Genomic DNA, 25,136 nt, shown 5'->3' with positions numbered 1-25,136 from the left:
ACATTCAAAGGCTCTATAAAATTCATTCCTCCGTCTAAACTCTCTCCCTTAGACAGCTTCGCCGCTATATTCAGTATAAATGTTGTCTTTCCATCGCCCGGGTCGCCTTGAATGATTGTCAGCTTGCCATAGGGGATAAATGGAAACCACAGCCAAGAAACTTCCTGCGACTGTATCTCCGACAATTTAATCAACTGTAATTCGATTTTTGTTTCTTCCATAATGCCCTCCATTTCTGAAAAATCGTTGCCACTGGAAGAAACCTCTGCTATACTTAAATTGTGAGGTTGATAACAGAGGTTTTCCAGTTATCACAGCCCTAACAGTTGCCGCTGTCGGGGCTTTTTTCTTCTCCGTTGGTGCTTCCCTGCCACAGATATTTTGCTCCTTCCAACACCCACAGGATAGCTTTCAGCATATCAAGACAGTCATTCCGCATATCTTCCAATCCCTCCGGCGTTAAATCAATCTCTGTCTTTTCAAACTGTTCTGTCACTTCCCGGATATTTGTCTGCATTATCTTTAGTTCCTCTACCAACTGATAAACCAATTCTTTTTTACCAACCACGCACACCCGGTTATAAATGCAGGAACGGACAAAATAATCTTTCTTAGAAAGTCCGCTTGCTAAAATCTTTGCTTCGATTTCTTCCCTCTCTCTGGGGGAAATGCGAAAGCTGATTGTCGGGTATTTATGCACTCCACTCATTCTTCTTCCTCCCTGCTGTTCTCAATCTCCAATTTATCCGCAAGTTCCCCCTGCTTATTGGGGTATAAATGTGAATAAGTATTTAATGTTGTTTCGATTTTCTCATGCCCCAACCGTTCCGCAATCGCTAATGGCGTAAATCCCATTTCCACAAGTAACGAAGCGTGACTATGACGAATATCGTGCAAACGTATTCTTTTTACCCCGGAAGCCTTGATACCTCTGATAATTTCATGCTCCATATAAGATTTTGTAAAACGGAACATTCTTTCGTCTGCCATAATTCCGTATAAATGTGAAATATACTCCTTTAATTCTTCCGTCAAAAATGGCGGTATCGTTATGATACGCTTGCTCTTTGGTGTTTTAGGTGGTGTGATAATGTCCCTGCCCTCTATCCGCTGATAAGATTTATTTACGGAAATGGTACGCTTCTCTAAATCAATGTCATTATAGGTTATAGCAAGCAATTCCCCAATCCTCATGCCCGTCCAGTAAAGAAGCAGAAACGCCATTTTTGTTTCCGGCTTGTTCTCCACAGTCACAAGAAACTGCTTAAATTCCTGTTTTGTCCAAAACTCCTTTTCCCCGGCGTGGCTCTTTCCGATACTCCCGGCTTTCCTGCATGGATTATCTTTCAAATCATAGTACCGAACCGCATAATTGAAAATTGCCGACAACTGATTATTGACCGTTTTCAGATATGTTTCCGAATATCCTTTTTTCATCAGTGCATTTTGCCACGCCCGAATGTCGGAAGCCTTAATCTCATTCATGTTCTTTTTCTTGAAATATGGAATGATTTTCAAGTCAATAATGAATTTCTTTGTACGCATGGTATTTTCACGCAGACGGTGTTCCATATCCTCGTAATAAATTTGTACGAAGTTTTCAAAATTGATGTCTAAATTTCTCTGCTGCTGTTGCAGAAAGTCACGCTCCCATTGCTCCGCTTCCGCTTTTGTCTTAAATCCCCGCTTGTTCTTCTTGTGGCTTACTCCCTGCCAGTCCTTATAATAGAACTGGCAACGCCACATCTTTCCGTCCCTTGTCGCTGACATAAAATCTCTCCTTTCCTACATGGCTACGGTCAGACCGTAGAATTTTTCTTCAAAGTATTTTGTCGGGACTTTGCCGCAGATTGTCCGATAGCCCTTTGCTTTCAGTTCCTCATTCAGCCCCCGGATAATCTTATAGGCATAACCCGTTGATACACCAAGCATTTCAGCCGCTTCCTCTGCCGTTACATACATTTTCTTTCCATTCTCCATATAGTCCTGTCCTTTCCTTTTTTATTTTAGGTACACATATGTGACCTTTATGTTTTTATTATACGGTACACTTTTGTGAACGTCAAGTATTTGTTTTAAATTTTTATACACAAATGTGTCCTGATGTGATAGAATTTAACTAGGCACTAACGAATATCACAAAAATCGGAGGTATTGGCATGACTACCGGGGAAAAGATTAAACACTTTCGGAATTTGCGCGGCATATCACAGGAAACGCTCGGTCAGCTTTCCGGCATCAATTCCGCCACAATTAAAAAGTATGAGTATGGCATCCGCAATCCAAAGCCCGACCAACTGATGAAAATTGCAAATGCTTTGGGTATCAGTATCAATGTTTTCATGGACTTTGATATAGAAACAGTATCAGATGTATTGTCTTTGATTTTGAAAATGGACGAGCAATTAGATATGAACTTTGAAGCAGAAAGGTACGAGGACGGAAGTTTCAATCCCTCTACAATTAAAATATCCTTCAAGAACTCTCTGCTCAATCATAAATTAGGCGTATACATGAAAGCAAGAGAATTGCAGGAGAACCTTTTAAATGATACGGAACGCTTCTCGTCAGAAGAAGAACACCAACGGGCGATTGAAGCACTCTCAAAGGATTTAGACGCTGTTAAGCAGAGTATTCTTGACGACAGTAAGATTGTCAAAAAGGGGGTTAGGGGTATATCTGTAAAAATTTATCCCGAAAATGAATGAAAAATTTTTGAGCAAAAAGTATTGACTTCCACGTAACGTGATACTGTATTCTTTTCTCATAGGAGCAGAATAGATATAAGCCGGCAATCTCTGTCTTGCTTCTTCACAAATTTAAGGAGCTGATAAGAATGCGAACCATAAGCCAAGTTGCAGAATTAACAGGCATAAGCACACGAACACTACAATACTATGACGAGATTGGATTGTTAAAGCCAAGCGAATTGACCGAATCCGGCTATCGCCTATATGATGATGAAGCCTTGCAAAAGCTACAACAAATCCTGTTTTTTAAGGAATTGGGATTTAAGCTGAAAGAGATTAAAGAAATTCTGCAAAAACCCGACTTTGACAAGATCAATGCTTTCAAAAGACAAAAAGAATTGCTTTTGCTGAAGCGCAATCGGACAGACAAACTTATACAGCTTCTTAGCCGCTTAGAGAAAGGAGAGCAATGTATGAGTTTTAAAGAATTTGACCTGTCTGATTACATTGCCGCATTAGAGGATTTTAAAAATAACAGCACTGATGATGTTATCAAGCACTGGGGAAGTATTGAAAATTTTGATATGTTTATTCAAAAAATTAAAGATGATGAAGCAGAGGTAGCTAAACTTGCTATTCACCAATTCGGCAGTATTGAAAAATACACCAAAGCCATGAAACATAATTTAGAGCATTTCTCTGAACTCATGGAAACACAACTAACGGAAGAAGTGAAAGAAATTGGAAAACAATCTGATATTCTGTATGGCAGACTAACCACTAATTTGTCAGAAGATGTTTCCTCCCCTAAAATACAATCCATTGTAGATGAATTGTTGCAGCTTATACAGAAAAACAGCTCTAACGTATCCCTTGATAAGCCCTATATCAATGTTCTTATCGACACATATTCAAGCGATTATATTAAAAGCATGACTGACAGTCAATATGGAAAAGGGGCTTCTGATTATATTGTAAAAGCGTTCCGTTATTACTCGGAGAACAACGTTTCCGAAAACAATTAGAGGCAACAGGCACTCTCTCTAAAAAATATATCCCGGCAACTAATCATTCTCGCTATGCTGAAAAATAGCTTGCCACACTTTAGAGAGCCTTAGTGACATTTGAATTTTCTTGTGGTATAGTGGACTTCCACTTTTAGGAAAAGGAGTTGATGATATATGCCACAGATGAATAAAGGCGGTAAATTTATTTTCGGAAAATCACTGATACGAAATGATTTGACAATCCATCTGCCAGCCCAGGCTCTTACAGAGTACAACGCCACAGTAGAGGAAAAAGTCTATCTTTTTACTGGAAGCAAAGTCACTGGCGGCTTTTGTGTAACAAGAAAAGAATTGTTAGAACCGTCAAAATTAGGACACATTCTTACTGATAATCCGGCTTTACAAAGTTATCAGACCGCAGAGGGCGAATTTATCAAATACAAAGGGCGGTCATACTGTTGGGTAAATATTTCAAAGAATGGTATAATTCAGCTTAATCAGCAGATATTAGACTTTCTTAATCTGAATGTTGGAATGGAACTATTGTCTATCCGAAGCAGTGATATAGCTTTTACAATGGGCGCAACCGGTCCTCTGTTGGAAAGAGCCGACAACTATGAGGGCGAAATTCCTCTGTATTAAAAAAGCAGGTATCACGATACCCGTCCCAAATCCAGTATTCATCAAATAATTAGAGCCATTTTAGAGCCAACAGGCATAAAGCAATCCCGGAAATGCCCATTTTATCAGCATTTCCGGGATTTTATCCGTTACTCGAACTCGGCGTGTTCTTTGTTGTTCTTAACTGTATTTGTTTAAGTTTTATGCAAATGCACGCCCATTTTTACTTCAATTACATCATTTATTATGGCTTGCTGATTTTCTGTTGCCAAAATGTTGCCACGCATTTATTATAGCAAATCCCGGTAATTTGGCAACCTATTTTTGAAATGTTACGCAATAAAAGCCGTTTTTGTGATAAAAGTACAGAATATCTCCTATGTTCATTTTATTGTTAAAAGTTCTCACAAAATAAGGCTTTCAAAACGTCTATTGCGTAACACAACATCCCTTTTCTCCTTATCTACCCTTAACACATGGTGCTAGCACCATGTATATATAATCAATAAGGAAGAACGATTTTTCGCCACTGCCACTACACTATTATGTGAAGTTATATTTCCGTTCTCAGTAGAGAATACATCTTCATGTCGATAGCTTTACCATTTTTTACAGCATTACTTCTCAATGTACCCTCATACTGGAATCCCACTTTTTCAAGCACTCTGCAAGACGCTGCATTGTATGCAAATGGCTCTGCATAAATACGGATAATATCACTTTTTTCAAAAACATATTCGCAAATTTGCGTTACTGCTTCGGTCATTATACCTTTACCCCAGTATTTCTCGGCAATATAATATCCCAATTCGGCAGTCTGTCTATGAATATTTTCCTGTCGAAAAACACCAATGCTCCCCACCGCCTTGTCATCTACTATAATAGCAAAAGCAAAAGTTTCATTTTCATCTGCGGAAATCATAGAAGAAATATAATCCAATCCGTCCTGCTCTGTATAGGGATAGGGCAATCCATCCCGAAGATTATCTTGTATCTTTCTATTGGAGAGAGCCATTGCCAAATCTTTTGCATCTGATAATTTCCATTTTCTTATTTTACAAATCATTTTTTATTCCCCATTTCTTTAACAAATAAATTTTTACCCTGCATAAGTGTTATAATCAAGTTCGTATTCTCATCAATGGACTTTGTTCCATCAATCCGCATAACCGGGCATTTCAAGGACTTTACCCATTCTTCAACAGTATTCTCATCTCTGGATTCAACAAAGCGAAAAAATTTTTCTTCCTGCTCAAACAAATCCCCTCCTAATAACATTCTACTACCAAACTTCTGAAAAGAACGCTCTCTAACTCGTTGCAGTCTAATATCCCGTGGAACATCAAGCAATATGGCATACTGAAAAAACGAATATAACTCTTCCCCATAATCTCCTTTAACAGAAGCAAGAATAAAGTTTTCATGTGTTCGTATCTCACAGAGCAACCGTTCCGCTACATCCTCACGGGTACGTGGAGAAGCATATATATAATTAGAATTTGTTTTAGGGAAATACAAATTTTCAATATCAATAAAATGGAAATGTAACTTCTCTGCAAGGGCTTTCCCAAGCGTACTCTTTCCAGTGCCATTTAAACCACATATAATAATTCCCATAAAACTCATTTTATTCCTATTCCCTTCAAGACTTCGGTTGTTGTTTTGCTTGTATTTATAAATTCCAAGTCACATTTATCATATGGTAAAAGTTGTTTTTTTTCTAACCGTATCAATTCATAATTTTTTCTAATTCTTTCTGTATTCTCTATTATTGATTTTTTTATAGAAGGCTTATCAATATCCTCAGCGTTACAAATAATATTTTCCAGTGTTCCAAATGTCCTTAAAAGCGAAGCCGCCGTTTTTATGCCAATTTTTTCCGCTCCTTTTATATTGTCCGCAGTATCACCCACTAAGGATTTAAAATATGCATACTGATTAGGGTAAATGCCATATTTCTCAATAATATGCTGAGATGAACATAACATCGTGTTTTTCCCTCGATACCTTAATACGGAAACATGTTCGCTAATTAACTGAAAGAAATCGCTATCAAAAGAGCATATAATAATATCAGAGTTATCGCAAAATGACAGTGCATAACTCGCTATGATATCATCGGCTTCACAGTTGGTTGTTTCTATATAGTTTATCCCCATATAATCTAAGGCTTTATAAACATCCGGCAACTGTGAGAACGGATTTTCTTTTTCATTGACCATGCTGTAATCGATTCTATTCGCTTTATAATCTGCGTCTATTTCGCAACGGCTATTTTCATGTTCTCCATCAAATACAGCAAGAATATGTGTAGGCTCAACTTTTCGTATAATTTTTAACAGTGCTCCTACAAATCCAAGTGTTCCTTGTATTGCCTTTCCCTCCCCATTAACAATTCTCGCTGGCATACCAAAAAACATTTGAAAAAACAAATTACTGCCATCAACTATCAGAAACTTATCCATATATTTTCTCACCTTTCCTTTATATTACTTACAAGCCAAACATATGGGGTAAGTTCTTCCGTTTTTCATTCCATATAAATTCCAGTTAGTAAGTTTTATTATATCACTTTCCCTCTTCATTTTCTATAAAAATATAGAGCATAGCAACCGCCATGCCCCACATTTTTTATCGTTCTAACGCCCTCTCTATCTGCTGTTTCTGTCCTTTCAAATCATTCTGTTTTTCATACAGATTATTTCGCTCTTTGCACAGTTCTTTCATGCGCTCCAACTGCGCCCGCACTCCCTCCCGGCAATCCGGCTCTATCTTTTTATATTCCCCAGTCAGATTGCGGATTGTATTATTGTTTTCCTTTATCTGCTCCGACAAACATACCCAGTCTATCAGATTTTGCACTTCCTTGTCTGTTTTGTAAAGGTCTGTATCTGCCACTATTTTAGCACACAGTCGTATCATCACTTTCTTTTCCATGTCCGTCATATCATATCAATCCCCTTTCCTATCGGCTCACTTCAAAGGCACGTTTCGGGCGTTTATTTGCCCTTTCTGCCTGCTCTAATGCCTTTGACCGTTCTACTATCAACTGCACCTGTTCTTTGCCTAAATGACGCTCCAAACGCCCCAAATCATACGCTTTTTCCTGCAATCGCTCTATGGCGTCGCTTTGCTCCATGACCTTATCCGTCAAACGGCTAATCTGTTTCTTCTGTCCGTCCACTTTGGCGGTCAGCTTCTTTCCCTGCTCCGTAAGCTGTACGCATTTGATAGTCAGATTTTTTACTACCTCTTTTAATTTCTCTACAAGCGGTAAAGCCTTTTTATCCCGGTATGCCTTTGCGCTCATCAATGCCCCCGGCTCTACCAACTGCCATTTTACATCTTCATCATAGGCGTAAATATTACGCTCCATGGCTTCCTTTGACTGCACCATCTTGTTAATCTCCTGCTGTAATTTTTTCTGCTGTTTTTCCAACTTCTCATTTTCGGATAACAGCTTTTCCTTGTCCTCTGCCAGTATTTCCGTCTGCTCTTTCAAAAGAAGATTTGTAGCGGTAAGTTCCGACACTTCCTGCTGGATCGCTTCGCCCTCTTTCCGTATCTGCTCCGTTTCCTTCCCTGCCGCTATCTGCTGATGAAGAATAGAAGATAATTCTTCCTTACTGCCGGAAATTGTCTGTTCCAGTTCCGCAACCTCTTTCTGCCGCTCCTGCTTTTCAAAATCGAGTACGGACAAGTGCTTGTTGTGTGTGCCTAACTGTTTCCATTGTACGCCATACCGCCCCATAACTTTTGAAAGTTCCTGTTTCTCCGCTTCAATCCATTCGTTCCATTCCGTCATTCCCCTTGTGCCGCCTTTGAAGCCCTGTTCCGACAATGCACCTTTAAGGGAAACCCTCGTATCAAGTCCACGCTTGCTGTTACGGATAAAGGGAACAAAATCAATATGAATGTGCGGTGTCTGCTCGTCCATGTGCAAGTGGCTTGAGAATACAAACAGGTTCGGATTTCTTTTCTGAAACTGTTCCATAAACTCACATAAAATATCTTTCGCCAACTTCCCCTCACTACTCTGCACGTTCATATCGTCCTTGTTGCCGATTTGAAAGATTACCTCATAAAATAATTTCTCCTGCTTTCCCCGGCGTATTTTCTCATAGTAATCATCAATCTTTCTGTCACTCCGTTTCTGCTTTGCATTGTAGCGTTCCAGTGCTTCATCAAAAAGATTGTGGTAGACCTCTTTTATATCCGAGTGGCAAAATTCCACGTTGTCCCGACTTCGCTCCTTATCTACATTTTTAGCTGTAAAGGCTCTTGTATTGTGATTAACTGAACCTTTCCCCATCATGCCGCTAATCGTCCTTTCCAATAGGCATATCCTCCATATTCTATATACTGATTTTACTGCGCCGACAGGCACAAGGCTTTGTTACTTTCCCGAAAGTAACGCAAAAGCACTTTCGACAGGCTACGCTCTATCAAAAGTGCCTTTGCGCCCTGCCGGGGGCAAGCTGTCCGTTGGACAGCATATCGTCCTTGCGGACGGTGGGCGGCTACTCGCCGTTTCACTGCTCCCCCATGCGTCGGTTTGCGTCGATAGCGTCGATATTTTCTATACCGCCCCGCTATCAAAAATACCGTCGCAACCGACGCATATCGTCGCACTTTACTCTTTTTGCTCTAGCCGTTTCAGAATGATTTTCCTCTCATGCCCCCGCTTGTTGTCGTAGAAAATACCGTAGTCATTAAGCAACTGGCTGTTCACTACATTTAATCTCCGGGAAAGCACATTCGCCGATAACTGCATATCCGGCAACTGTTTCAGAAGTTCCGTTGCTGTCCCCTCCCACTCCTGCATTTCCTCTGTCAGAAATTCGTTGATTGCTTCAAGTAACGGGTTCGGCGGCTGTTTCCACAATTCCGTTTCCGCTTTCTGAAATTTCCAAATACATTGTTCCCGGTCAAACTCTATCGTCAGTTCTTGATCGGGCTGGTCACGCCCCACAATATCCATGACCGCCGTATTGTCCGTGCGCTTTTTCTTGTGCATGATAAACGCCCCGTCTGCCGCACCGAGAAGCCCGTTTGTGCCGGAAATCATATCAAAGCTGTCCTCGGACTCTAGCTTGCGGGTATGATGAACCACCAACAGGCAGACACCGTATTTATCACTGAATGATTTCAGCTTTGTCACAATCTCATAGTCACTGGAATAGCTGTACCTATCCCCGCCGACCTCACGCACCTTTTGGAGCGTGTCAATGATAATCAGCCTTGCGTCCTTATGCTCTTTGATGAAACCCTCTAATTCTCCGTCCAGTCCCTCATTCAGCGTCTTTGCCTGCGTTGCAAAAAATAAATTGTCTGCACATTCCACGCCGAACATGACGGACAGCCGCCGCTGAAGCCTTGCATAATCATCTTCCAGTGCAAGATATAGCACCGTCCCTTTTCTTACTGGATAATTCCACAGCGGAAGCCCCATTGCCACATGATAGGCAAGCTGCCCCATAAAGAATGATTTTCCCACTTTCGGCGCACCCACAAAGAGATAAGTGCCGCCATACAGAAAGCCGTCCACAACAGGCGTTCTAGGCGGGTAGACCGTATCATATAATTCCGTCATGGAAACGGTTTGAAGCCCGCCGCCCTGCCCGGATTTCTCCGGGCAATTTGTGTCAAAGCCACGAAAAACAGTGGCTTGCAGATTGTTTTTTGCTGTTTCATTTGCTATAATTTCATTGATGTTTTTAATGTCCGGCTGTTCCCCATCTGCGCCAACAGATGATACGGGAACAGTCGTTTTTATTTTGTTTGTCATTCATCTTCCCCTTTCAGTCCGTCCAAAGTGGTTGCAATTACCTGTAACGTGTAGAGCAGTTCGTCATTGTCCGGGCTTACACTTTCCATGCGTTTCAATTCCTCATAAATTGCCGCCATCTGATTTTTCAGTGCTTTATACACCCTCGGATTGCCCTGCACTACCACGTCCCGGCACAAGAGCCGCCTTGTGATGTAGTCCTGCTTTGTCAACCCCGATAATGCCACCAAATCATTCAATAACTTTGCTTCTTCGTCCGATATCCGAAACGCCACCGTATGATTGCGCCATCTTCCCTTGTAATCCAGTGATTTTTCCATGCTTTTAATCCTCCCTGTTTTCCGCAGGAAAATGCGACTGCCCTTGCAGGAGCAGAGGATTTTCCTCCTTTGTCATTCTCTCCATTTCTAATTTTTCTGCCATTTCCGTCTGAACCGTAGGAAACAGGTGGGCGTAACGGTAAGTGATTTTTTCCGCTTCATGCCCCATGCGCTCCCCAATCGCCAGTACCGAAAATCCCATATCCAACAAGAGCGATACTGCACTATGGCGTAGGTCATGCACCCTTATTTTCTTTACTCCTGCCTGTTTTGCTCCACGCTCCATTTCATGGCTAAGATAAGATTTTGTGACCGAAAACAGTCTTTCGTCCGGCTTAATGTCATAAAGCATTTTGATATACTCCTGCATTTCCTCACAGAGAAACGGCGGCATTTTGATTGTGCGGTTACTCTTTTTCGTCTTAGGGCTTGTGATAATGTCACGCCCTTTGGAACGGTGGAAAGTCTTGCTGATTGTGACCGTCTGCTTCTCAAAATCAATATCAGCAGGCGTGAGCGCAAGCAGTTCGCCGGAACGCATACCGCACCAGTAGAGCATTTCAAACGCATAATAGGAACGGGGCTTATCCATCATGGCTTCGGAGAATTTCAAGTATTCTTCTTTCGTCCAAAAGTCCATTTCCTTAACGGCTTCGCTCCCAATCGTCCCTGCCCGTCTTGCCGGATTGTAGGGCAGGTTATAAAAGTTTACCGCATGGTTGAATATCGCCGTCAGTTGTGCGTGTATCGTCCTCAAATAATCTGCGGAATAGGGCTTGCCTTTCTCGTCCCGGTACGCCATCAACTCATTCTGCCACGCTATCACGTCCTTTGCTTCAATCTCTGCGATTTTGCGGTTTTCAAAGTATGGTAAAATCTTTGTCCGTATCACATGGCTTTTGGACTCCCAAGTGCTTTCCTTGACACGCTGCTTCTTGTCGGCTTCGTACACTTCAAAGAAACTGCCGAAAGTCATATCCAGCTTTGCACCCTGTTTGAGCATTGCTTCATGTTCCCACGCCTGCGCTTCCCTTTTGGTTGCAAAGCCCCTCTTTTGTGTCTGTTTCCTCTCTCCTTTCCAGTTGGTAAAGCGGTAAATTACCCGCCATGTTCCCGTGGCATTGTCTTTGTATACAGCCATCTAAACCATCTCCTTTCTATTCGCTGTAACATACCTTTTTATGAAAAAATGTAGCGTTCACACGTCCTGCCACCGTCAGATAGCCCTGCTTCTGCATTTCTGCGTTCAGTTCCCTTACAATCTGATAGGCTTTTGACTTCGACACACGCAGTTCCGCTGCCACTTCCTCCACCGTCATAAATGATTTTTCTGTCATTCAGATACCCTCTCCTTTCAACGTCTAACTATTTTTGTTTAAGTTGTATGGTTATAGTACTAAATAAATTCCGTTAAGTCAAGTGGTTTGTAAGAAAATCTTAACTTTTTTTATTTAAGTTATTCTTGCTATTTCTATTGCACCATGTTATACTAAGTTCAACAAATTTGTTTAAGTACAGTCAAAAAATGACTGTATCAGCTTAACTACAACGGAGGTTTTATTATGGCAATCGGCAAACGTATCCGCTTTTTCCGCAACCGAAAAGGCATGACACAGAAACAGCTAGGCGAAATCCTCGGCTTTCTCGGAAAGACCTCTGATGTCCGCATGGCACAATATGAAACCGAAGCAAGGACACCAAAGCATGACCTTGTAAAAGAAATGGCGGGTATCTTTGATGTAAGCACCCACGCCCTTACCGTGCCGGATATTGACACCTATATCGGGCTTATGCACACGCTCTTTGCATTGGAAGATATGTACGGGCTGAAAATCGGGGAGATTGACGGGGAAATCTGCCTGCGCCTTGACAAGTCCGACTATTCCACTTATACGTCCATGTTCGATATGTTCCACGCATGGCAGGAGCAAGCCGCCAAACTGGAACAGGGCGAGATAAGCAGAGAGGAATACGACCATTGGCGGTACAAGTACCCCGAACTGGACACTTCAACGCATTGGGCAAAAGTCCCCTCACAGGCGGTCAGTGATATGCTTATGGAGGAATTTCAGAAAATCGAGAAAGAAGAAAAGAAAACAGCTAAAAAGAAAAAGCAGAAATAAGCATAAAAAGACCTTGCCGATATTCAGTTTCCATATCTGAACCCGCACTGTCGTGCGGTTGTCGCGGCATTCGTCAAATGGAAATGCAAGCATTCCCATTTTCCTCATTGCTCGCGCAAATCAGCAAGGTTTTTCTTATGCCATTGATGTAATTATTTAGTGCATGATGATAAAAATGTTGCCAAATCGTTGCCAGTGCCTAAACAAATTTGTTTGGAAACCGCATAAACACTGGGTTCTCAAATCCCATTTCATCACTCGAACTCAATCGTGGCCGGCGGTTTCCCCGTGCAGTCAAACAGCACCCGGTTAACCCCACGCACCTCGTTCACAATCCTGCTGGCAGCCACCCCCAGCACCTCCCAGGGAATCTGTGCCGCCTCAGCCGTCATAAAATCAGAGGTATTCACCGCCCTAAGCGCAACCGCATAGTCATAAGTCCTCTCATCTCCCATTACCCCAACGCTCCGCATATTGGTAAGCGCAGCAAAATACTGTCCAAGCCCTTTATCTAATCTGGCTTTTGCTATTTCTTCTCTATAAATCGCGTCAGCGTCCTGCACAATACGAACCTTTTCAGCTGTAACAGCGCCTATAATACGAATGCCAAGCCCCGGTCCTGGGAAAGGCTGTCTATACACCAGATGCTCCGGAATCCCAAGCTCTAAACCCGCTCTGCGGACCTCATCCTTAAACAGCAACCGCAAAGGCTCAATAATCTCCTTAAAATCAACATAGTCAGGAAGCCCACCCACATTATGATGAGATTTGATAACCGCACTCTTTCCAAGCCCACTTTCGATTACATCGGGATATATAGTTCCCTGCACCAAAAAATCAACAGCTCCGATTTTTTTTGCTTCTTCCTCAAATACACGAATAAATTCTTCTCCGATAATCTTCCTCTTTTTTTCCGGTTCCTCCACGTCTGCCAGCTTAGCATAAAATCTTTCCTGCGCATTTACGCGGATAAAATTAAGGTCATAAGGCCCCTCCGGACCAAATACGGCCTCCACCTCATCGCCTTCATTTTTCCGGAGCAGTCCGTGATCTACAAAAACACAGGTAAGCTGTTTGCCCACAGCCTTTGCCAAAAGCACTGCCGCTACTGAGGAATCCACGCCGCCCGAAAGAGCGCAAAGCACCTTGCCGCTTCCCACCTTCTTACGCATCTGGCTGATAGCGGTCTCCACAAAAGAGTCCATGCGCCAATTCCCCTTACAGTGACAGACATTATATACAAAGTTGGAAAGCATCTTCATACCTTCCTGAGTATGCATAACCTCCGGATGGAACTGCACTGCATACAGCTGTTTTTCCACATTTTCCATTGCTGCTACCGGGCAGACAGGTGTATGCGCTGTAACCTTAAAGCCTGCAGGTTCTTTTTCGACATAATCTGTGTGGCTCATCCAGCAGATTGTTTTTTCGGAAACATCTGAAAAAAGAACAGAGCTTCTGTCTACCTCCACCTCTGTCTTTCCGTATTCGCTAACCGGCGCCGTTTTAACGTTTCCTCCAAGCAGATAAGATATCACCTGGAAGCCATAACAGATTCCTAAAATTGGAATGCCCAATTCAAAGATTTCCCGTGTGCATCTTGGGGATTCTTCCGCATAGACACTGTTAGGCCCTCCGGTAAAAATAATTCCCCTCGGATTCATTTCTTTTATTTTTTCCAGTTCCAGCGTATAAGGCTGTACCTCACAATAAACATTACATTCCCTGACTCTTCTGGCAATCAGCTGATTATACTGGCCGCCAAAATCAAGCACGATAATCACTTCTTTTTCCATAAATACTCCTATCCGTTGTATTTGACATTTCAGGCGCCCTATGCAAGCGACATAAACATTAGTTAAAATTATGTAACAGCTCGGTTTAGCTGAACTGCTGTTAAAATATACTCATTATTATATAGACAGACCAAAAGCTTGTCAAAATAATCTTAAACAAATCGCTCCCATTTATGTCCATGATACCTAATTCCATAGCAAATCGCTCTAAAAGCCCAGTCTATTGTCATTGCAATCCACACTCCTAATAGTCCTCCGGCAAAATAATAACTAAAAATATAGGCAAAGCCAATTCTAAAAACCCACATGGAAACAATAGCAATCATCATACTCCAGATTACGTCCCCTGCTGCCCTAAGCGTATTAGGCAGGGTAAAGGATGGCACCCAAAAAAATACGGCGAGAACAGCATGCCACCGAAGCGTTTCTATGGCCAGGCTTTCGGTCTGCGGTGTCAGCTGGTAAATTTTCAAAATCCATGGTGAAAAAGCGACTATCACCACTGAAAGCGCCGCAGTAAAGCTTATGGCAATCCACATCAGCTTTTTTGTATAATATCTCACCTGCTCATAGTCACCGGCGCCAATGCACATGGAAGCCACGGAAAGAAGCGCAAGATTAATCGCCTGCCCCGGCAGTACATTAAAGCTTGCCAGGGTATTACAGACAGCATTAGCCGCTATCGCATAGGTTCCAAAGGTGGATATCAGGCTTAGAAGCAAAATTTTCCCTAACTGAAATAAGCTATTTTCCATCCCGTTGGGAATTCCAATATAAAGGATTTTTTTGACCAGGGTCAAATCTACTCTCCAGGTAGCCTGGCCTTTAAAATTAATTTCCTTTTCCATATGAAACATCAAAAACAAAATAATAGCTGCGGCCACTATCCTTGAAAGGGTTGTTGCAATAGCCGCTCCCGCCACGCCAATTTTTACCCCGTAAATCAGGATTGCATTCCCCACTAAATTAATTAAATTCATGACAATTGCAATGAGCATAGTTGTCTTAGAATCGTTCATAGCCCTGAACAGCGCCGCACATGAATTATAAATGGCCAAAGGGCAAATTGAAATTGCTGTTATAACAAGATAAGTCGTTGCACTTTCCATGACCTCTGCTTCCACCTGCCCAAAAATAGCGCTTAGCAAAGGCCTGTGTGCCGCCATGAAAACAATCGTCACGATTACGGACAGCCAAATGGAAAACAACACAAGCTGCCACGCCGACTTACTGGCATTTGCAGAATCCTTCTGTCCAAGGAAATGACCGGCAACCACCGCGCCGCCCGTGGCCAATGCCGCAGTAATATTGATGATAAGAATATTGATGGTATCCACTAGAGAAACCCCGGAAACTGCTGCTTCTCCCACTCCCGCTATCATCACTGTATCCACCATGCCCACCAATATGGCAAGGAGCTGCTCAAGCACTAAAGGTATGATTAATTTTCTTAAATCTTTATTCGTGTATAACATTTTGAACTCCTTGGCTATTTCCGCCGATTGTCAATGTTACATTTTACATCATGGTCACAGAAAACCGGATATAAGTAATGTAAATATTTCATTTTGCCTGACCTAATTCAAAAATACATAATTATTAGATTTTCGAGTTTATTATAGCACGAATTACAAATACATCAATTACCTCTGGAAAAAATATTAAATATTTATAGGAAGTTGACACTTACGCTAAACCGTCAACCTCCTACAGAAAAAGAGCAGCTTATATCATAAAACTGCTCTAATCACAATTCCCATAATCATTCCTTATTCTTGCCAGCAGCCCACAATTTAGACACACGCACAAATTTGATGATTGAAAAATCTTTGATTTTTCAATCAAACTACTGTCCTGCTGCCTGTCGCCTTCAATCCTTATGCATATGTTGATATTTCTCCTTAGTAGCCATTCCTCCCCGGATATGCCTCTCCTGTTTATTTACATCTAATACTTTTCTTGCTTCCTTTGCCAATGTCGGATTAATCTGCATCAATCTTTCTGTGACATCTTTATGTACCGTACTTTTACTAATCCCAAACTGTTTTGCCGTCTGCCTCACCGTAGCGTTATTTTCAATAATATAATTTGCAATATCGATTGCACGTTCCTCGATATAATCTTTCAAAGGAAATCCCCTCAGAATACTTTTTTACATTGTATGAAGTATTCTGAGGGGTTATGACAGAAAACATATGCCTTGTAAAAGACTGGAAATAACCCTCACCAAATTCGGTATTTCCTGCAGCCCCACTACACACAGCATCTTTCACGCCACGAAAATTGGTTGGGAAATTCCACAATATCCTCCTGACAGATAGACTTCTGCCCGTATATACCCCTCATCACCAGAAGCCTGATAATGAAATTCCTGAAAATATCCTGTCTTTTCCGCCAAAACTTTTCCATCCCTGCCAAATAGTGTAAAGTATTTATAGGCTTCCGTAAACAGGGAGGAGCCCGACTTCAGCCGGAACAAGATATCCGCACCATCCACCTCAATGGCATCAAACCCATATCCTGTAGATACATAAAAATTTCCATTTCGCAGCGCCCTCAAAACAGCGGTGGGCGTACGTTCCTCTGCCTGTACCACATTCCAGACCCGCCGCTCCTGTCCCCAATGATGGAAATCGTCATTTCCTATACCCCAGATTTGCCGCTTTGCACTGAGTACCTTGTCCCAAAGGCGGACAGCTACGTCCTCTTCAATGTGAATTCCATCGCCGCTATAGATTTCCATTGCATGAACAGAAGGCATTTGCAAAATTTCCTCAAAAGACCAGGCCTGTCCAGAAATCCGCGTTGGATGATTGATTATAGAAAATCCGCCGCAGGCGGCAGCTTCTGCTGCCATATTATTATAGTGCGCACAGGAAAAACTGTTCGCAGGCAGCTCATCCCCAAAAGGCGGCTCAATCAGCAGCATATGCCTTGCCCCACTGGCCTCATAACCCCGAAACAGGATTTTATCCGGGAAGGCCGACTCCCTATCCGTCACGCGGTCATGGTCCGTTATGGCAAGGAAATCATAATCCCGATAGGCCAATGCAATCTCAGGCAGACTGTGAAACCCGCATGCACTGAATTTTGAATGAATATGCAGACTGCCCCGCAGCCAGATTCCCTGATTTGTATAAGGACTGATTAAACGCATCATACATTCCTCCATCCATGCCATGTTCAGCAAATCGCCTTTTGTTTACTAAGCCCCTTCAAGCCGCCACTTCTGCAAATTAAGATACCGGCAGGCTCCGCCATCATTTTTTTCGGCGAATCCCTGCATAGATGGTTCCTGAAATATTATGCCATACAGAAAAAATTGCTCCCGGCAGCGTAGCCAGCGGATTCGCTGCAAAATTAGCCGTAGCAAGGGAAATCGCCAGGCCGCTGTTTTGCATCCCCACTTCGATTCCTATGGCAGTCACTTTCTTTTCATCTAATTGAAACACCTTTGCCACCCCTGTTCCCAGGCAAAGGCCAACCACGTTATGAATCGCCACTACCACCATAACCAGTGCGCCACAAGATAAAATCTTCTCCGCATTGCTGCCCACAATCCCTGAAATAATCATCACAATCGCAATGACGGAAAGCAGTGGGAGCAGCTCTCTGACAGCGTTTATCTGCTTAGGGAAAATCCGGTAAATCAGTATTCCCAAAAGAACCGGTATCAGCACCACCTTTACCACCGACATCATCATCGTCACCAGCGACACTTCCACCCAGGAACCTGCCAATAAATAGACCAATACCGGTGTGCATACAGGCGCCAGTATGGTAGATACAATAGTCATACCCACAGACAAAGGCACATCTCCTCCTGCCACATAAGTGATTACATTACTTGCCGTGCCGCCCGGACAGCACCCTACCAGAATCACCCCCAGCGCCAAATCCGCAGAAAGTCCAAATGTCTTAGCCAGCATAAAAGCAGTAACAGGCATAACGGTATACTGGAGCAAAAACCCGATACATAAATCCTTGGGCCTGGTAAAAACCACCTTAAAGTCCTCCGTTTTAATCGTAAGTCCCATCCCAAACATGGCAGCCCCCAAAAACAGTGTGGTATACTTGGTTGCCCAGGCAAAGCCTCTGGGATAAAAAAACGCAATCACGGAAAAAATAATAATTAATACTGCAATATTGGAAGACATGAAATTACATATTTTTTTAATCTGGCTCATCACAATCCCCTATCCCATGTTTATTTCTTCTGAAATGTCCCCTAACATTCCATGCTTTTCATAGCGCGCTATAGATGTAATTTTATTTTGTTCATCCACAAAAACCACTCTGGGAGGATTGGCCTTTCGCTCCTCCCTTGTCATTCCTGCGTAACACATAATGATAATCTTATCTCCGGTAGAAACCATCCGGGCTGCCGCACCGTTTAAACAGATTGTCCCGCTCCCTGCTTCCCCTGCAATCACATAAGTCTCAAATCTTGCCCCGTTATCCACATCTGCAATCTGCACTTTTTCATATTCATATATTCCCGCTGCTTCCATCAGACTCTCGTCAATGGTAATACTGCCCACATAATTTAATTCCGCCTGCGTTACCGTTGCCCGGTGAATTTTGCTCTTTAACATTTCCAAAATCATATCCATCCCCCTAACTTTTACAAATTATAATAAAATGCCGCCGCTTAGACGTTCTTGTACATGTAAAGTTAAAAAATTCTAAAGCTGCGCTTTTGGCACCCTGCAGCTTTTCTTTACACCTCCATAATGAAGTTGTCAATTAAACGGGTCTTCCCGATGTAAACTGCTAATGCTGTCAGAACTCTGCCCTCTGCCTTTGTGATAGGTTCTATTCTGTCCGCATCCACCATCTCCACATAATCAATTTTAGCCAGCGGCTCTGCTTCTATCAGCTTTCGCATTGCCGCTAAAATGGTGTCCGCATCCCGTTCTCCCTTTTTCATCATATCTTCACCGCAGAAAACCGCTTTGGAGAGCACCAACGCCGCTTTCCTTTCTTTCGGGTTTAAATAAGTATTTCTTGAGCTTTTTGCAAGGCCGTCTTTCTCCCGTATAATAGGACATCCTACGATTTCAATATCTATATTCAAATCACGGACCATCCTGCGGATCACCGCCAGCTGCTGTGCATCCTTCTGTCCAAAATACGCTCTGTCCGGCATCACAATATGGAACAGCTTGCAAACCACCGTGCAAACTCCACGGAAATGAGTGGGCCTGGTCTTTCCACATAATCTCTCACTTACCTTCTGCATTTCCACATAAGTGGAAAAATCCGGTGCATACATTTCTTCAGGTTCCGGATGAAAAATCAAATCTGCCCCGGCCTGTTCGCAAAGCCTTTTATCCGCTTCAATATCCCTTGGGTATGTGGCCAAATCCTCGTTCACCCCAAATTGGATAGGATTGACAAAATCGCTGACCACTACTTTATCATTTTCGGCTGCCGCCCTGTCAATCAAGCTCTTATGTCCCTCATGAAGATAACCCATAGTCGGCACAAGCCCTACGCTTAAACCCTGTTTTCTCCATTCCTTCACCTGTTTTCTTACCTCATCAACTGCTCCTGTAATTTCCATCTCAATCCTCCCTTTTACCAACACATTTTTCAAACACCCAAACACGCTCTGCCAACCTAAATTTAGCTGCAAGCATACTTGCGCCTCCATATCTTCCCGGACACAAATTCCTATGAAAAGCGCGGCGCAAATATCATTATGCACCCATGCGGACAAGCTGCATGGCGCATATAAGCGCCGCGCAACGTGTGCTCAGAGCTGTTACATAAGTGTTCTTTTCATACTTGCGTAAAGGCCAACGCCTTTCACCTGCCGCAAACTGACAAACCATCAAGCTTATTTCTTTGCCAATCACAGCGCCTCCGCAAAACTATATAAAATAAAAAATCTGAACAGTTCTCTTACTGTCCAGACATACAATCTAAAATCCTTATCTGAAAATGTGCTGTCCATCGGTACAGCCATTCACTCTTAAGGACCCACTCTTATTTAACGCAAAGGCAATTCGCCAAACTAGCGGCCTATGCTTTTTCATTGCATGTACTGGTACAGTTCCCTTGGATACTGTCCGCTATGATAATAGCACACGGTTTTATAAAATGCAAGCAGTATCAGTTACACAACACGGAAAGCAGGAACGGTTCGTTATTATTCACGGCCTGGGAGCCGCTCATAGTAACATTCGGGGCGATATTCCAAGTTTCGCATCGCAAAAATCGCCCCTCACACCTGAATCACGTTCTCACGCAGTGCGTAGTAAATGCGCATTCCTGACCCGTGAAAAGTAACAACGGTTCAGTTATTTTTCATGAAGCAGGAATGGGCACGGGCTGTGCACTGCATTAGAACATGCATAAAAAACTACCGGAAAGAGTCTTCCCTTCCCGATAGTCCTTTCTTCTCAGTTATATTGTTTTGTCATATATATCTACCGTACTTTTGCTCCTACCAAACGGTTTTGCCTTCTGTCTCTTTGCCGCGCTAAGATTTATCATCAGAAAAAATGATTGGCCTTCAGCACGCCGATCAGAACAACTACAATCAGTGCAATCACGCAGAGTATGATAAATCTGTCCACCGACCGTACGGAAATATCGGGCAGCCTTTCATAAATGCCTTCAAAAGCGCTGCCAGAAGATGGCTTTTTGTCTTTTTCTTTATTTTCCTCTACGGTGTCTTCCTTTGTTTCCTGTATCCTGTCTTCCTGCTTTTCGGTCATACTGTTTCATCCCTTTCTGATTTGATGTCCTCATAAACTTTACGGCAAAGCGCAAAATTCCGGAGCCATCCCATTATTTCTTCTGCAAATATTTTCTAAGGTCAAGAGCAACTGCAATTACAATTACAAGACCCTGCGCAATGTAGGTATATGCCGGATCCACACGCAGGAACTGAAGACATATCTTCAGGATTTCAAATACCAATACGCCAATCAGGATACCGCCGACTTTACCTACACCACCGTTTGCGGATACACCGCCGATGGTACATGCCGCAATGGCTTCAAGCTCATATCCCATACCGGTTGCTGTTGAAGCGCCGCCTGCCTTTGCCCCTACCAGAAAGCCTGCCAGTGCATACATACAGCCTGCCAGAATATAAATCCGGATAAGGGAAGCCTGCACATTAACGCCGGCAACCTGGGCCGCATTTTCATTACCGCCGATTGCATACATATATTTGCCATGCCGTGTCTTGTTATACAAAAACCAGAAGTATGCTCCCACAACTGCAGCAAAAATCATCAGATAGGGAATCGGTCCTATGGAACCGCTTGCGATGGTCAGGTAGCTCTTTTTGTATCCGCCCATAGGCTGGTTGTTGGTGATCAGGGAGCAAAGACCATAGATGATTGTCTGCATACCTAATGTTGCAATGAAAGGCGGAACCTTAAGGATGGAAATCACAACGCCGTTAATGGCACCGAAAGCTCCCATAATCACCATAGTGATAAGAAGCGCTATCGGCCATGGAATATCCGGCATCCACGGAAACATACGCGCTGCATAGTCAATGCTTTGCAGCATCATAGCAGACAGACAGGCTGCCAGACCTACCGCACGTCCTGCTGAAAGGTCTGTGCCTTTGGTAATCAGACATCCTGATACGCCGCAGGCAATGATAAAACGCGGTGATACATTTACTACCAGATTGCCGAAATTTGTCCAGGTTATGAAATTCTTCGTGGTAAACCCGGTCAAAGCAGACAGCAGCAAAATCAACAAAATGATAGCATTATTGGACATGAATTTTTTTACATCAAAAGATTTTTGCATGATAGTATTCTCCCTCCTTATTCAAACTGGGTTGCCAACGTCATAATATTTTCCTGATTTGCTTCTTTTCCGTCAATAATTCCGGTGACACGGCCGTCACACATGACCATAATACGGTCTGACATACCAATCAGCTCGCTCATTTCAGAAGAAATCATGATAATACTTTTACCCTGTTTTGCCATCTCCGCAATAATACAGTAAATCTCGTATTTTGCCCCTACATCAATACCACGGGTCGGTTCATCCATGATAAAAATATCCGGATTGTTAGCCAGCCAGCGGCTAATCAGCACCTTCTGCTGATTGCCTCCCGAAAGAGACTGAATTTGTGTTTTGGAAGATGGTGTCTTGATTGACAGCTTTGCAACATTTTCCTGAACCAGATTTTCAATCTTCGCATCATCTAACATCACGCCGCCAATCAAATATTGGTCAAGAGAAGCAATAGACACATTATCCGCTATGGAAAGCACGCCCAGAATGCCTGTGGCCCTGCGATCCTCCGTGAGCATGGCAATTCTGTTGTTGATTGCATCCCTGGGCTGGTTAACCTTTAATTCTTTTCCTTTATACTTTATCCTGCCTGCCGTATGGGCCCGAAGTCCGAATAATCCTTCCATCAGCTCCGTTCTCTGTGCTCCTACCAGACCTGCAACCCCTAAGATCTCCCCTTTTTTCAGTTGGAAAGATACATGGCGGAAACTTTTGGGATTGATGGATGTGAAATCTTCCACCTCAAACACCACTTCCCCCGGCGTGTTCCCACGGGCAGGGTACAATTCCGAAAGCGCCCGTCCTACCATCTTCGTAATAATAAAATCTGTGGTCAAATCCTTTGATGCCCATGTTCCTATATACTGTCCGTCACGCATGATCGTGACTTCATCGCTGATACGCAGTATCTCATCCATCTTGTGGCTGATATATACAATGGAAACTCCCTTTTCCCGAAGCTCTCCTATAATCGTAAACAGTGCTTCCACTTCCGCGGCTGTCAGGGAAGAAGTAGGCTCATCCAAAATCAGCACCTTACAGTCGGCGGATACAGCCTTTGCAATCTCCACAAGCTGCATTTGCGATACGGAAAGGCTTCCCAGCTTCGCTTTGGGCTCAAAGTTTAAATGAACCTCCTCAAGCACCTTTGCCGCATCCTCATACATTTTCTCATGGTCTATCAACGTCAGCGGTCCTGCCTTCTTTGTGGGATATCGTCCCACATAAATATTCTCGCCAATGCTTCTTTCCGGAATCGGCTGAAGCTCCTGGTGAACCATGGCGATGCCTCTGTTTAAAGCATCTAACGGCCCCTTAATCTGTACTTTCTCCCCTTCGTAAAGCACTTCCCCTTCATCCATGTGATAAATACCAAACATGCATTTCATCAGGGTCGATTTACCGGCGCCGTTTTCACCCATAAGGGCGTGAACCGTACCGGGCCTTAATTTGAGCTGTGCACCGTCTAATGCCTTAACCCCTGGGAATGTCTTTACAACATCATGCATTTCCAAACGATACTCTGACACTTTACTGCCTCCCTCCATTCATTTTTTCCTCCATTCCGAAGCGCTTTGCGCTGAGGAGACGAGCGAAACAACAGACAACGCCTGTTGCCATATATCGCAGGCTCCGTTTACCTTCTCATTACCAACTCTCATATCATAAAGCGGGAAGTGCGTACATTAAAGTACATGCACTTCCCGGCTGTTTACTTTTCAGATTATCTGAACTTTACATTCTATTACTGAAAATCAGCAGCATTATCCGGAGTAACCTTTACATAGTCAACATAAATGGACTGTTCGCCTTCTGCATAAGTCTTTCCGCCTAAAAGAGCTTCCATAGCCTCTACAGCGCCTGCCGCCTGACCGTTTGCATCATTAAGAACGGTACCGGTCATATTACCGTTTACTACTTCGTTGAGCGCTGCGTCAAGTGCATCTACGCCTACCAGATAAATATCTTCATTTACAGTACGGCCTGCTGCCTGGATTGCCTGCAGTGCGCCGATTGCCATATCGTCATTGTTACAGAAAACAACTTCGATTTCATCACCAAATTTTGCAAGGTCGTTCTGTGCGATTTCCTGGCCCTTGTTACGATCCCAGTCACCACGCTGTAAGTCAAGTTCTTCCACTTCCATGCCTGCATCTGTAAGTGCCTTTACAGAGTACTCTGTACGATACTGTGCATCAATGTTCTCAGGGTCGCCCTGAATCATAATGTAGGAAATCTTGCCATCGCCATTGATATCACCCTTATTAGGAGTATCAAGAATCAGCTCGCCCTGCATGGTACCAGACTGACGTGCGTCACATCCGACATAAACCAGCTTGTCATATGCAGCCATCTGCTCTGCAGTAGGCTCACGGTTGATAAGTACAGTAGGAATGTCCGCATCTTTTACGGTAGCAATGATCTGGTCTGCTGCGGAAGTCATAACCGGGTTGATGATCAGAGCGTCAACCTCCTGTGCGATAAAGTTGTTGATCTGATTGTTCTGCTCAGCCTGGTCATTCTTACCATCCATAACGGTTACTGTGTAGCCTTTGCCCTCTAAGATTTCCTGAAGGGCATTACGGTATGTTGTCATGAATGCATCGTCAAACTTGTAAATACACACACCAATGTTTCCGCCTGCTGCCACTGCATCAGATACCTGGTCTGCCGCATCCTCAGCCGCGTCTGTTGCTGCGTCTTCCGCATCTGCTGCATCCGCTGCGTCCGCGCCATCATCAGTTGCTGCCGCATCCTGTGTATCCTGCGTTTCAGTATCGCTTGCTGCCGGTTCAGCAGCTCCTTGTCCGCCGCATGCCATTAAAGACGCTGCCATCAGGACTGCCATTGCCATTGCGGTCAATTTTTTTGTTAGTTTCATAATGTATGATTCCTCCCTTTTCCGCTCATAATTGAGCAAATTTGTTTTTTTCCGCCGTTTTATACACACTTCATTATGTATATTGGCTAGTTACGGACTCATTATAAAAGATTTTATATCAATATTCTATA

General features: G+C 43.2%; 29 protein-coding genes. 4 read left to right on the top strand and 25 right to left on the bottom strand.

The window, feature by feature from the left end:
- From D5281_RS14315 to D5281_RS14300, 4 genes are all read right to left on the bottom strand, one after another.
- Positions 1 to 221: AAA family ATPase (locus tag D5281_RS14315; RefSeq protein ID WP_160560810.1), on the bottom strand; the 221-nt coding region annotated here is incomplete at its 3' end.
- 98 nt (positions 222 to 319) lie between these two features.
- Positions 320 to 709, bottom strand: a complete 390-nt coding sequence (locus D5281_RS14310) for a plasmid mobilization protein (RefSeq protein ID WP_160560809.1) — start codon at positions 707 to 709, stop codon at positions 320 to 322.
- Positions 706 to 1,770 (bottom strand): site-specific integrase, encoded by a 1,065-nt coding sequence (locus tag D5281_RS14305; RefSeq protein WP_160263538.1) that lies wholly within the window; start codon positions 1,768 to 1,770, stop codon positions 706 to 708. The genes D5281_RS14310 and D5281_RS14305 overlap by 4 nt, the downstream gene beginning before the upstream one ends.
- Before the next feature lie 15 nt (positions 1,771 to 1,785).
- Positions 1,786 to 1,980: a MerR family transcriptional regulator gene (locus D5281_RS14300; protein WP_004080072.1), complete on the bottom strand. Its 195-nt coding sequence runs from the start codon at positions 1,978 to 1,980 to the stop codon at positions 1,786 to 1,788.
- 179 nt (positions 1,981 to 2,159) lie between these two features.
- Here D5281_RS14300 and D5281_RS14295 point away from each other — a divergent pair, with 179 nt between their 5' ends.
- The 3 genes from D5281_RS14295 to D5281_RS14285 all read left to right on the top strand — a co-directional run bounded on the left by D5281_RS14295 (position 2,160) and on the right by D5281_RS14285 (position 4,339).
- The gene (locus D5281_RS14295) at positions 2,160 to 2,708 is read left to right on the top strand and encodes a helix-turn-helix domain-containing protein (RefSeq protein ID WP_160284875.1); all 549 of its coding nucleotides are present in this window, start codon (positions 2,160 to 2,162) and stop codon (positions 2,706 to 2,708) included.
- Positions 2,709 to 2,836: 128 nt separating this feature from the next.
- Complete coding sequence (locus D5281_RS14290) at positions 2,837 to 3,715, top strand: MerR family transcriptional regulator (protein ID WP_160560808.1); 879 nt, start codon at positions 2,837 to 2,839, stop codon at positions 3,713 to 3,715.
- Positions 3,716 to 3,871: 156 nt separating this feature from the next.
- Positions 3,872 to 4,339, top strand: coding sequence for a hypothetical protein (locus D5281_RS14285; RefSeq protein WP_160560807.1), 468 nt, complete (start codon positions 3,872 to 3,874; stop codon positions 4,337 to 4,339).
- Positions 4,340 to 4,871: 532 nt separating this feature from the next.
- Here the strand turns inward: D5281_RS14285 and D5281_RS14280 are convergent.
- From D5281_RS14280 to D5281_RS14240, 9 genes are all read right to left on the bottom strand, one after another.
- Positions 4,872 to 5,384 carry a GNAT family N-acetyltransferase gene (locus tag D5281_RS14280; RefSeq protein WP_160560806.1) on the bottom strand — a complete coding sequence of 171 codons (513 nt, stop codon included), beginning with the start codon at positions 5,382 to 5,384 and terminating at the stop codon, positions 4,872 to 4,874.
- Positions 5,381 to 5,944 (bottom strand): AAA family ATPase, encoded by a 564-nt coding sequence (locus D5281_RS14275; protein ID WP_277935371.1) that lies wholly within the window; start codon positions 5,942 to 5,944, stop codon positions 5,381 to 5,383. Before D5281_RS14275 ends, D5281_RS14280 begins: the two co-directional genes overlap by 4 nt.
- Positions 5,941 to 6,783 (bottom strand): 5'-3' exonuclease, encoded by an 843-nt coding sequence (locus D5281_RS14270; RefSeq protein ID WP_160560805.1) that lies wholly within the window; start codon positions 6,781 to 6,783, stop codon positions 5,941 to 5,943. Before D5281_RS14270 ends, D5281_RS14275 begins: the two co-directional genes overlap by 4 nt.
- A 166-nt stretch (positions 6,784 to 6,949) precedes the next feature.
- Positions 6,950 to 7,264 (bottom strand): hypothetical protein, encoded by a 315-nt coding sequence (locus D5281_RS14265; RefSeq protein WP_277935370.1) that lies wholly within the window; start codon positions 7,262 to 7,264, stop codon positions 6,950 to 6,952.
- Between the two features lie 19 nt (positions 7,265 to 7,283).
- Positions 7,284 to 8,633: a plasmid recombination protein gene (locus D5281_RS14260; protein ID WP_160560812.1), complete on the bottom strand. Its 1,350-nt coding sequence runs from the start codon at positions 8,631 to 8,633 to the stop codon at positions 7,284 to 7,286.
- 318 nt (positions 8,634 to 8,951) lie between these two features.
- Positions 8,952 to 10,106, bottom strand: coding sequence for an AAA family ATPase (locus D5281_RS14255; RefSeq protein ID WP_160560804.1), 1,155 nt, complete (start codon positions 10,104 to 10,106; stop codon positions 8,952 to 8,954).
- Positions 10,103 to 10,426: a plasmid mobilization protein gene (locus D5281_RS14250; protein ID WP_160560803.1), complete on the bottom strand. Its 324-nt coding sequence runs from the start codon at positions 10,424 to 10,426 to the stop codon at positions 10,103 to 10,105. Before D5281_RS14250 ends, D5281_RS14255 begins: the two co-directional genes overlap by 4 nt.
- 4 nt (positions 10,427 to 10,430) lie before the next feature.
- Positions 10,431 to 11,567, bottom strand: coding sequence for a site-specific integrase (locus D5281_RS14245; protein ID WP_160560802.1), 1,137 nt, complete (start codon positions 11,565 to 11,567; stop codon positions 10,431 to 10,433).
- Between the two features lie 16 nt (positions 11,568 to 11,583).
- The gene (locus D5281_RS14240) at positions 11,584 to 11,763 is read right to left on the bottom strand and encodes a MerR family transcriptional regulator (protein WP_016302462.1); all 180 of its coding nucleotides are present in this window, start codon (positions 11,761 to 11,763) and stop codon (positions 11,584 to 11,586) included.
- A gap of 225 nt (positions 11,764 to 11,988) precedes the next feature.
- Here D5281_RS14240 and D5281_RS14235 point away from each other — a divergent pair, with 225 nt between their 5' ends.
- On the top strand, positions 11,989 to 12,549 hold the full coding sequence (locus D5281_RS14235; RefSeq protein ID WP_160560801.1) for a helix-turn-helix domain-containing protein: 561 nt from the start codon (positions 11,989 to 11,991) through the stop codon (positions 12,547 to 12,549).
- Between the two features lie 254 nt (positions 12,550 to 12,803).
- Here D5281_RS14235 and guaA read toward each other — a convergent pair whose 3' ends face one another.
- The 12 genes from guaA to D5281_RS14175 all read right to left on the bottom strand — a co-directional run bounded on the left by guaA (position 12,804) and on the right by D5281_RS14175 (position 25,005).
- Entirely contained in the window at positions 12,804 to 14,345 is a 1,542-nt protein-coding gene (gene guaA, locus D5281_RS14230; RefSeq protein ID WP_160560800.1) for a glutamine-hydrolyzing GMP synthase, read from the bottom strand.
- Positions 14,346 to 14,497: 152 nt separating this feature from the next.
- Positions 14,498 to 15,820 (bottom strand): MATE family efflux transporter, encoded by a 1,323-nt coding sequence (locus D5281_RS14225; RefSeq protein ID WP_160560799.1) that lies wholly within the window; start codon positions 15,818 to 15,820, stop codon positions 14,498 to 14,500.
- 395 nt (positions 15,821 to 16,215) lie between these two features.
- Positions 16,216 to 16,473, bottom strand: a complete 258-nt coding sequence (gene spoIIID / locus D5281_RS14220; RefSeq protein WP_160560798.1) for a sporulation transcriptional regulator SpoIIID — start codon at positions 16,471 to 16,473, stop codon at positions 16,216 to 16,218.
- Positions 16,474 to 16,614: 141 nt separating this feature from the next.
- Positions 16,615 to 17,505 (bottom strand): CehA/McbA family metallohydrolase domain-containing protein, encoded by an 891-nt coding sequence (locus D5281_RS14215; RefSeq protein ID WP_160560797.1) that lies wholly within the window; start codon positions 17,503 to 17,505, stop codon positions 16,615 to 16,617.
- 100 nt (positions 17,506 to 17,605) lie between these two features.
- A complete protein-coding gene (locus tag D5281_RS14210) occupies positions 17,606 to 18,532 on the bottom strand; it encodes a bile acid:sodium symporter family protein (protein ID WP_160560796.1) in 927 nt (308 codons plus the stop codon).
- 9 nt (positions 18,533 to 18,541) lie between these two features.
- Positions 18,542 to 18,952, bottom strand: coding sequence for an aspartate 1-decarboxylase (gene panD, locus D5281_RS14205; RefSeq protein WP_160560795.1), 411 nt, complete (start codon positions 18,950 to 18,952; stop codon positions 18,542 to 18,544).
- 113 nt (positions 18,953 to 19,065) lie between these two features.
- Positions 19,066 to 19,911: a pantoate--beta-alanine ligase gene (gene panC, locus D5281_RS14200; RefSeq protein WP_160560794.1), complete on the bottom strand. Its 846-nt coding sequence runs from the start codon at positions 19,909 to 19,911 to the stop codon at positions 19,066 to 19,068.
- Positions 19,912 to 20,047: 136 nt separating this feature from the next.
- On the bottom strand, positions 20,048 to 20,206 hold the full coding sequence (locus tag D5281_RS14195; RefSeq protein ID WP_160560793.1) for a hypothetical protein: 159 nt from the start codon (positions 20,204 to 20,206) through the stop codon (positions 20,048 to 20,050).
- A gap of 639 nt (positions 20,207 to 20,845) precedes the next feature.
- On the bottom strand, positions 20,846 to 21,070 hold the full coding sequence (locus tag D5281_RS14190) for a hypothetical protein (protein ID WP_160560792.1): 225 nt from the start codon (positions 21,068 to 21,070) through the stop codon (positions 20,846 to 20,848).
- Between the two features lie 73 nt (positions 21,071 to 21,143).
- On the bottom strand, positions 21,144 to 22,130 hold the full coding sequence (locus tag D5281_RS14185; RefSeq protein WP_334295046.1) for a galactose/methyl galactoside ABC transporter permease MglC: 987 nt from the start codon (positions 22,128 to 22,130) through the stop codon (positions 21,144 to 21,146).
- A gap of 14 nt (positions 22,131 to 22,144) precedes the next feature.
- Entirely contained in the window at positions 22,145 to 23,653 is a 1,509-nt protein-coding gene (locus D5281_RS14180) for a sugar ABC transporter ATP-binding protein (protein WP_334296616.1), read from the bottom strand.
- 215 nt (positions 23,654 to 23,868) lie between these two features.
- A complete protein-coding gene (locus D5281_RS14175; RefSeq protein WP_160560790.1) occupies positions 23,869 to 25,005 on the bottom strand; it encodes a galactose ABC transporter substrate-binding protein in 1,137 nt (378 codons plus the stop codon).
- Positions 25,006 to 25,136: the final 131 nt, after the last annotated feature.

Source organism: Parablautia muri, from assembly GCF_009917485.1.
Taxonomy (GTDB): Bacteria; Bacillota; Clostridia; order Lachnospirales; family Lachnospiraceae; genus Suilimivivens; species Suilimivivens muri.
Note: the sequence above shows the minus strand (reverse complement) of the source record. Positions and strands in the feature narration are given on the sequence as shown.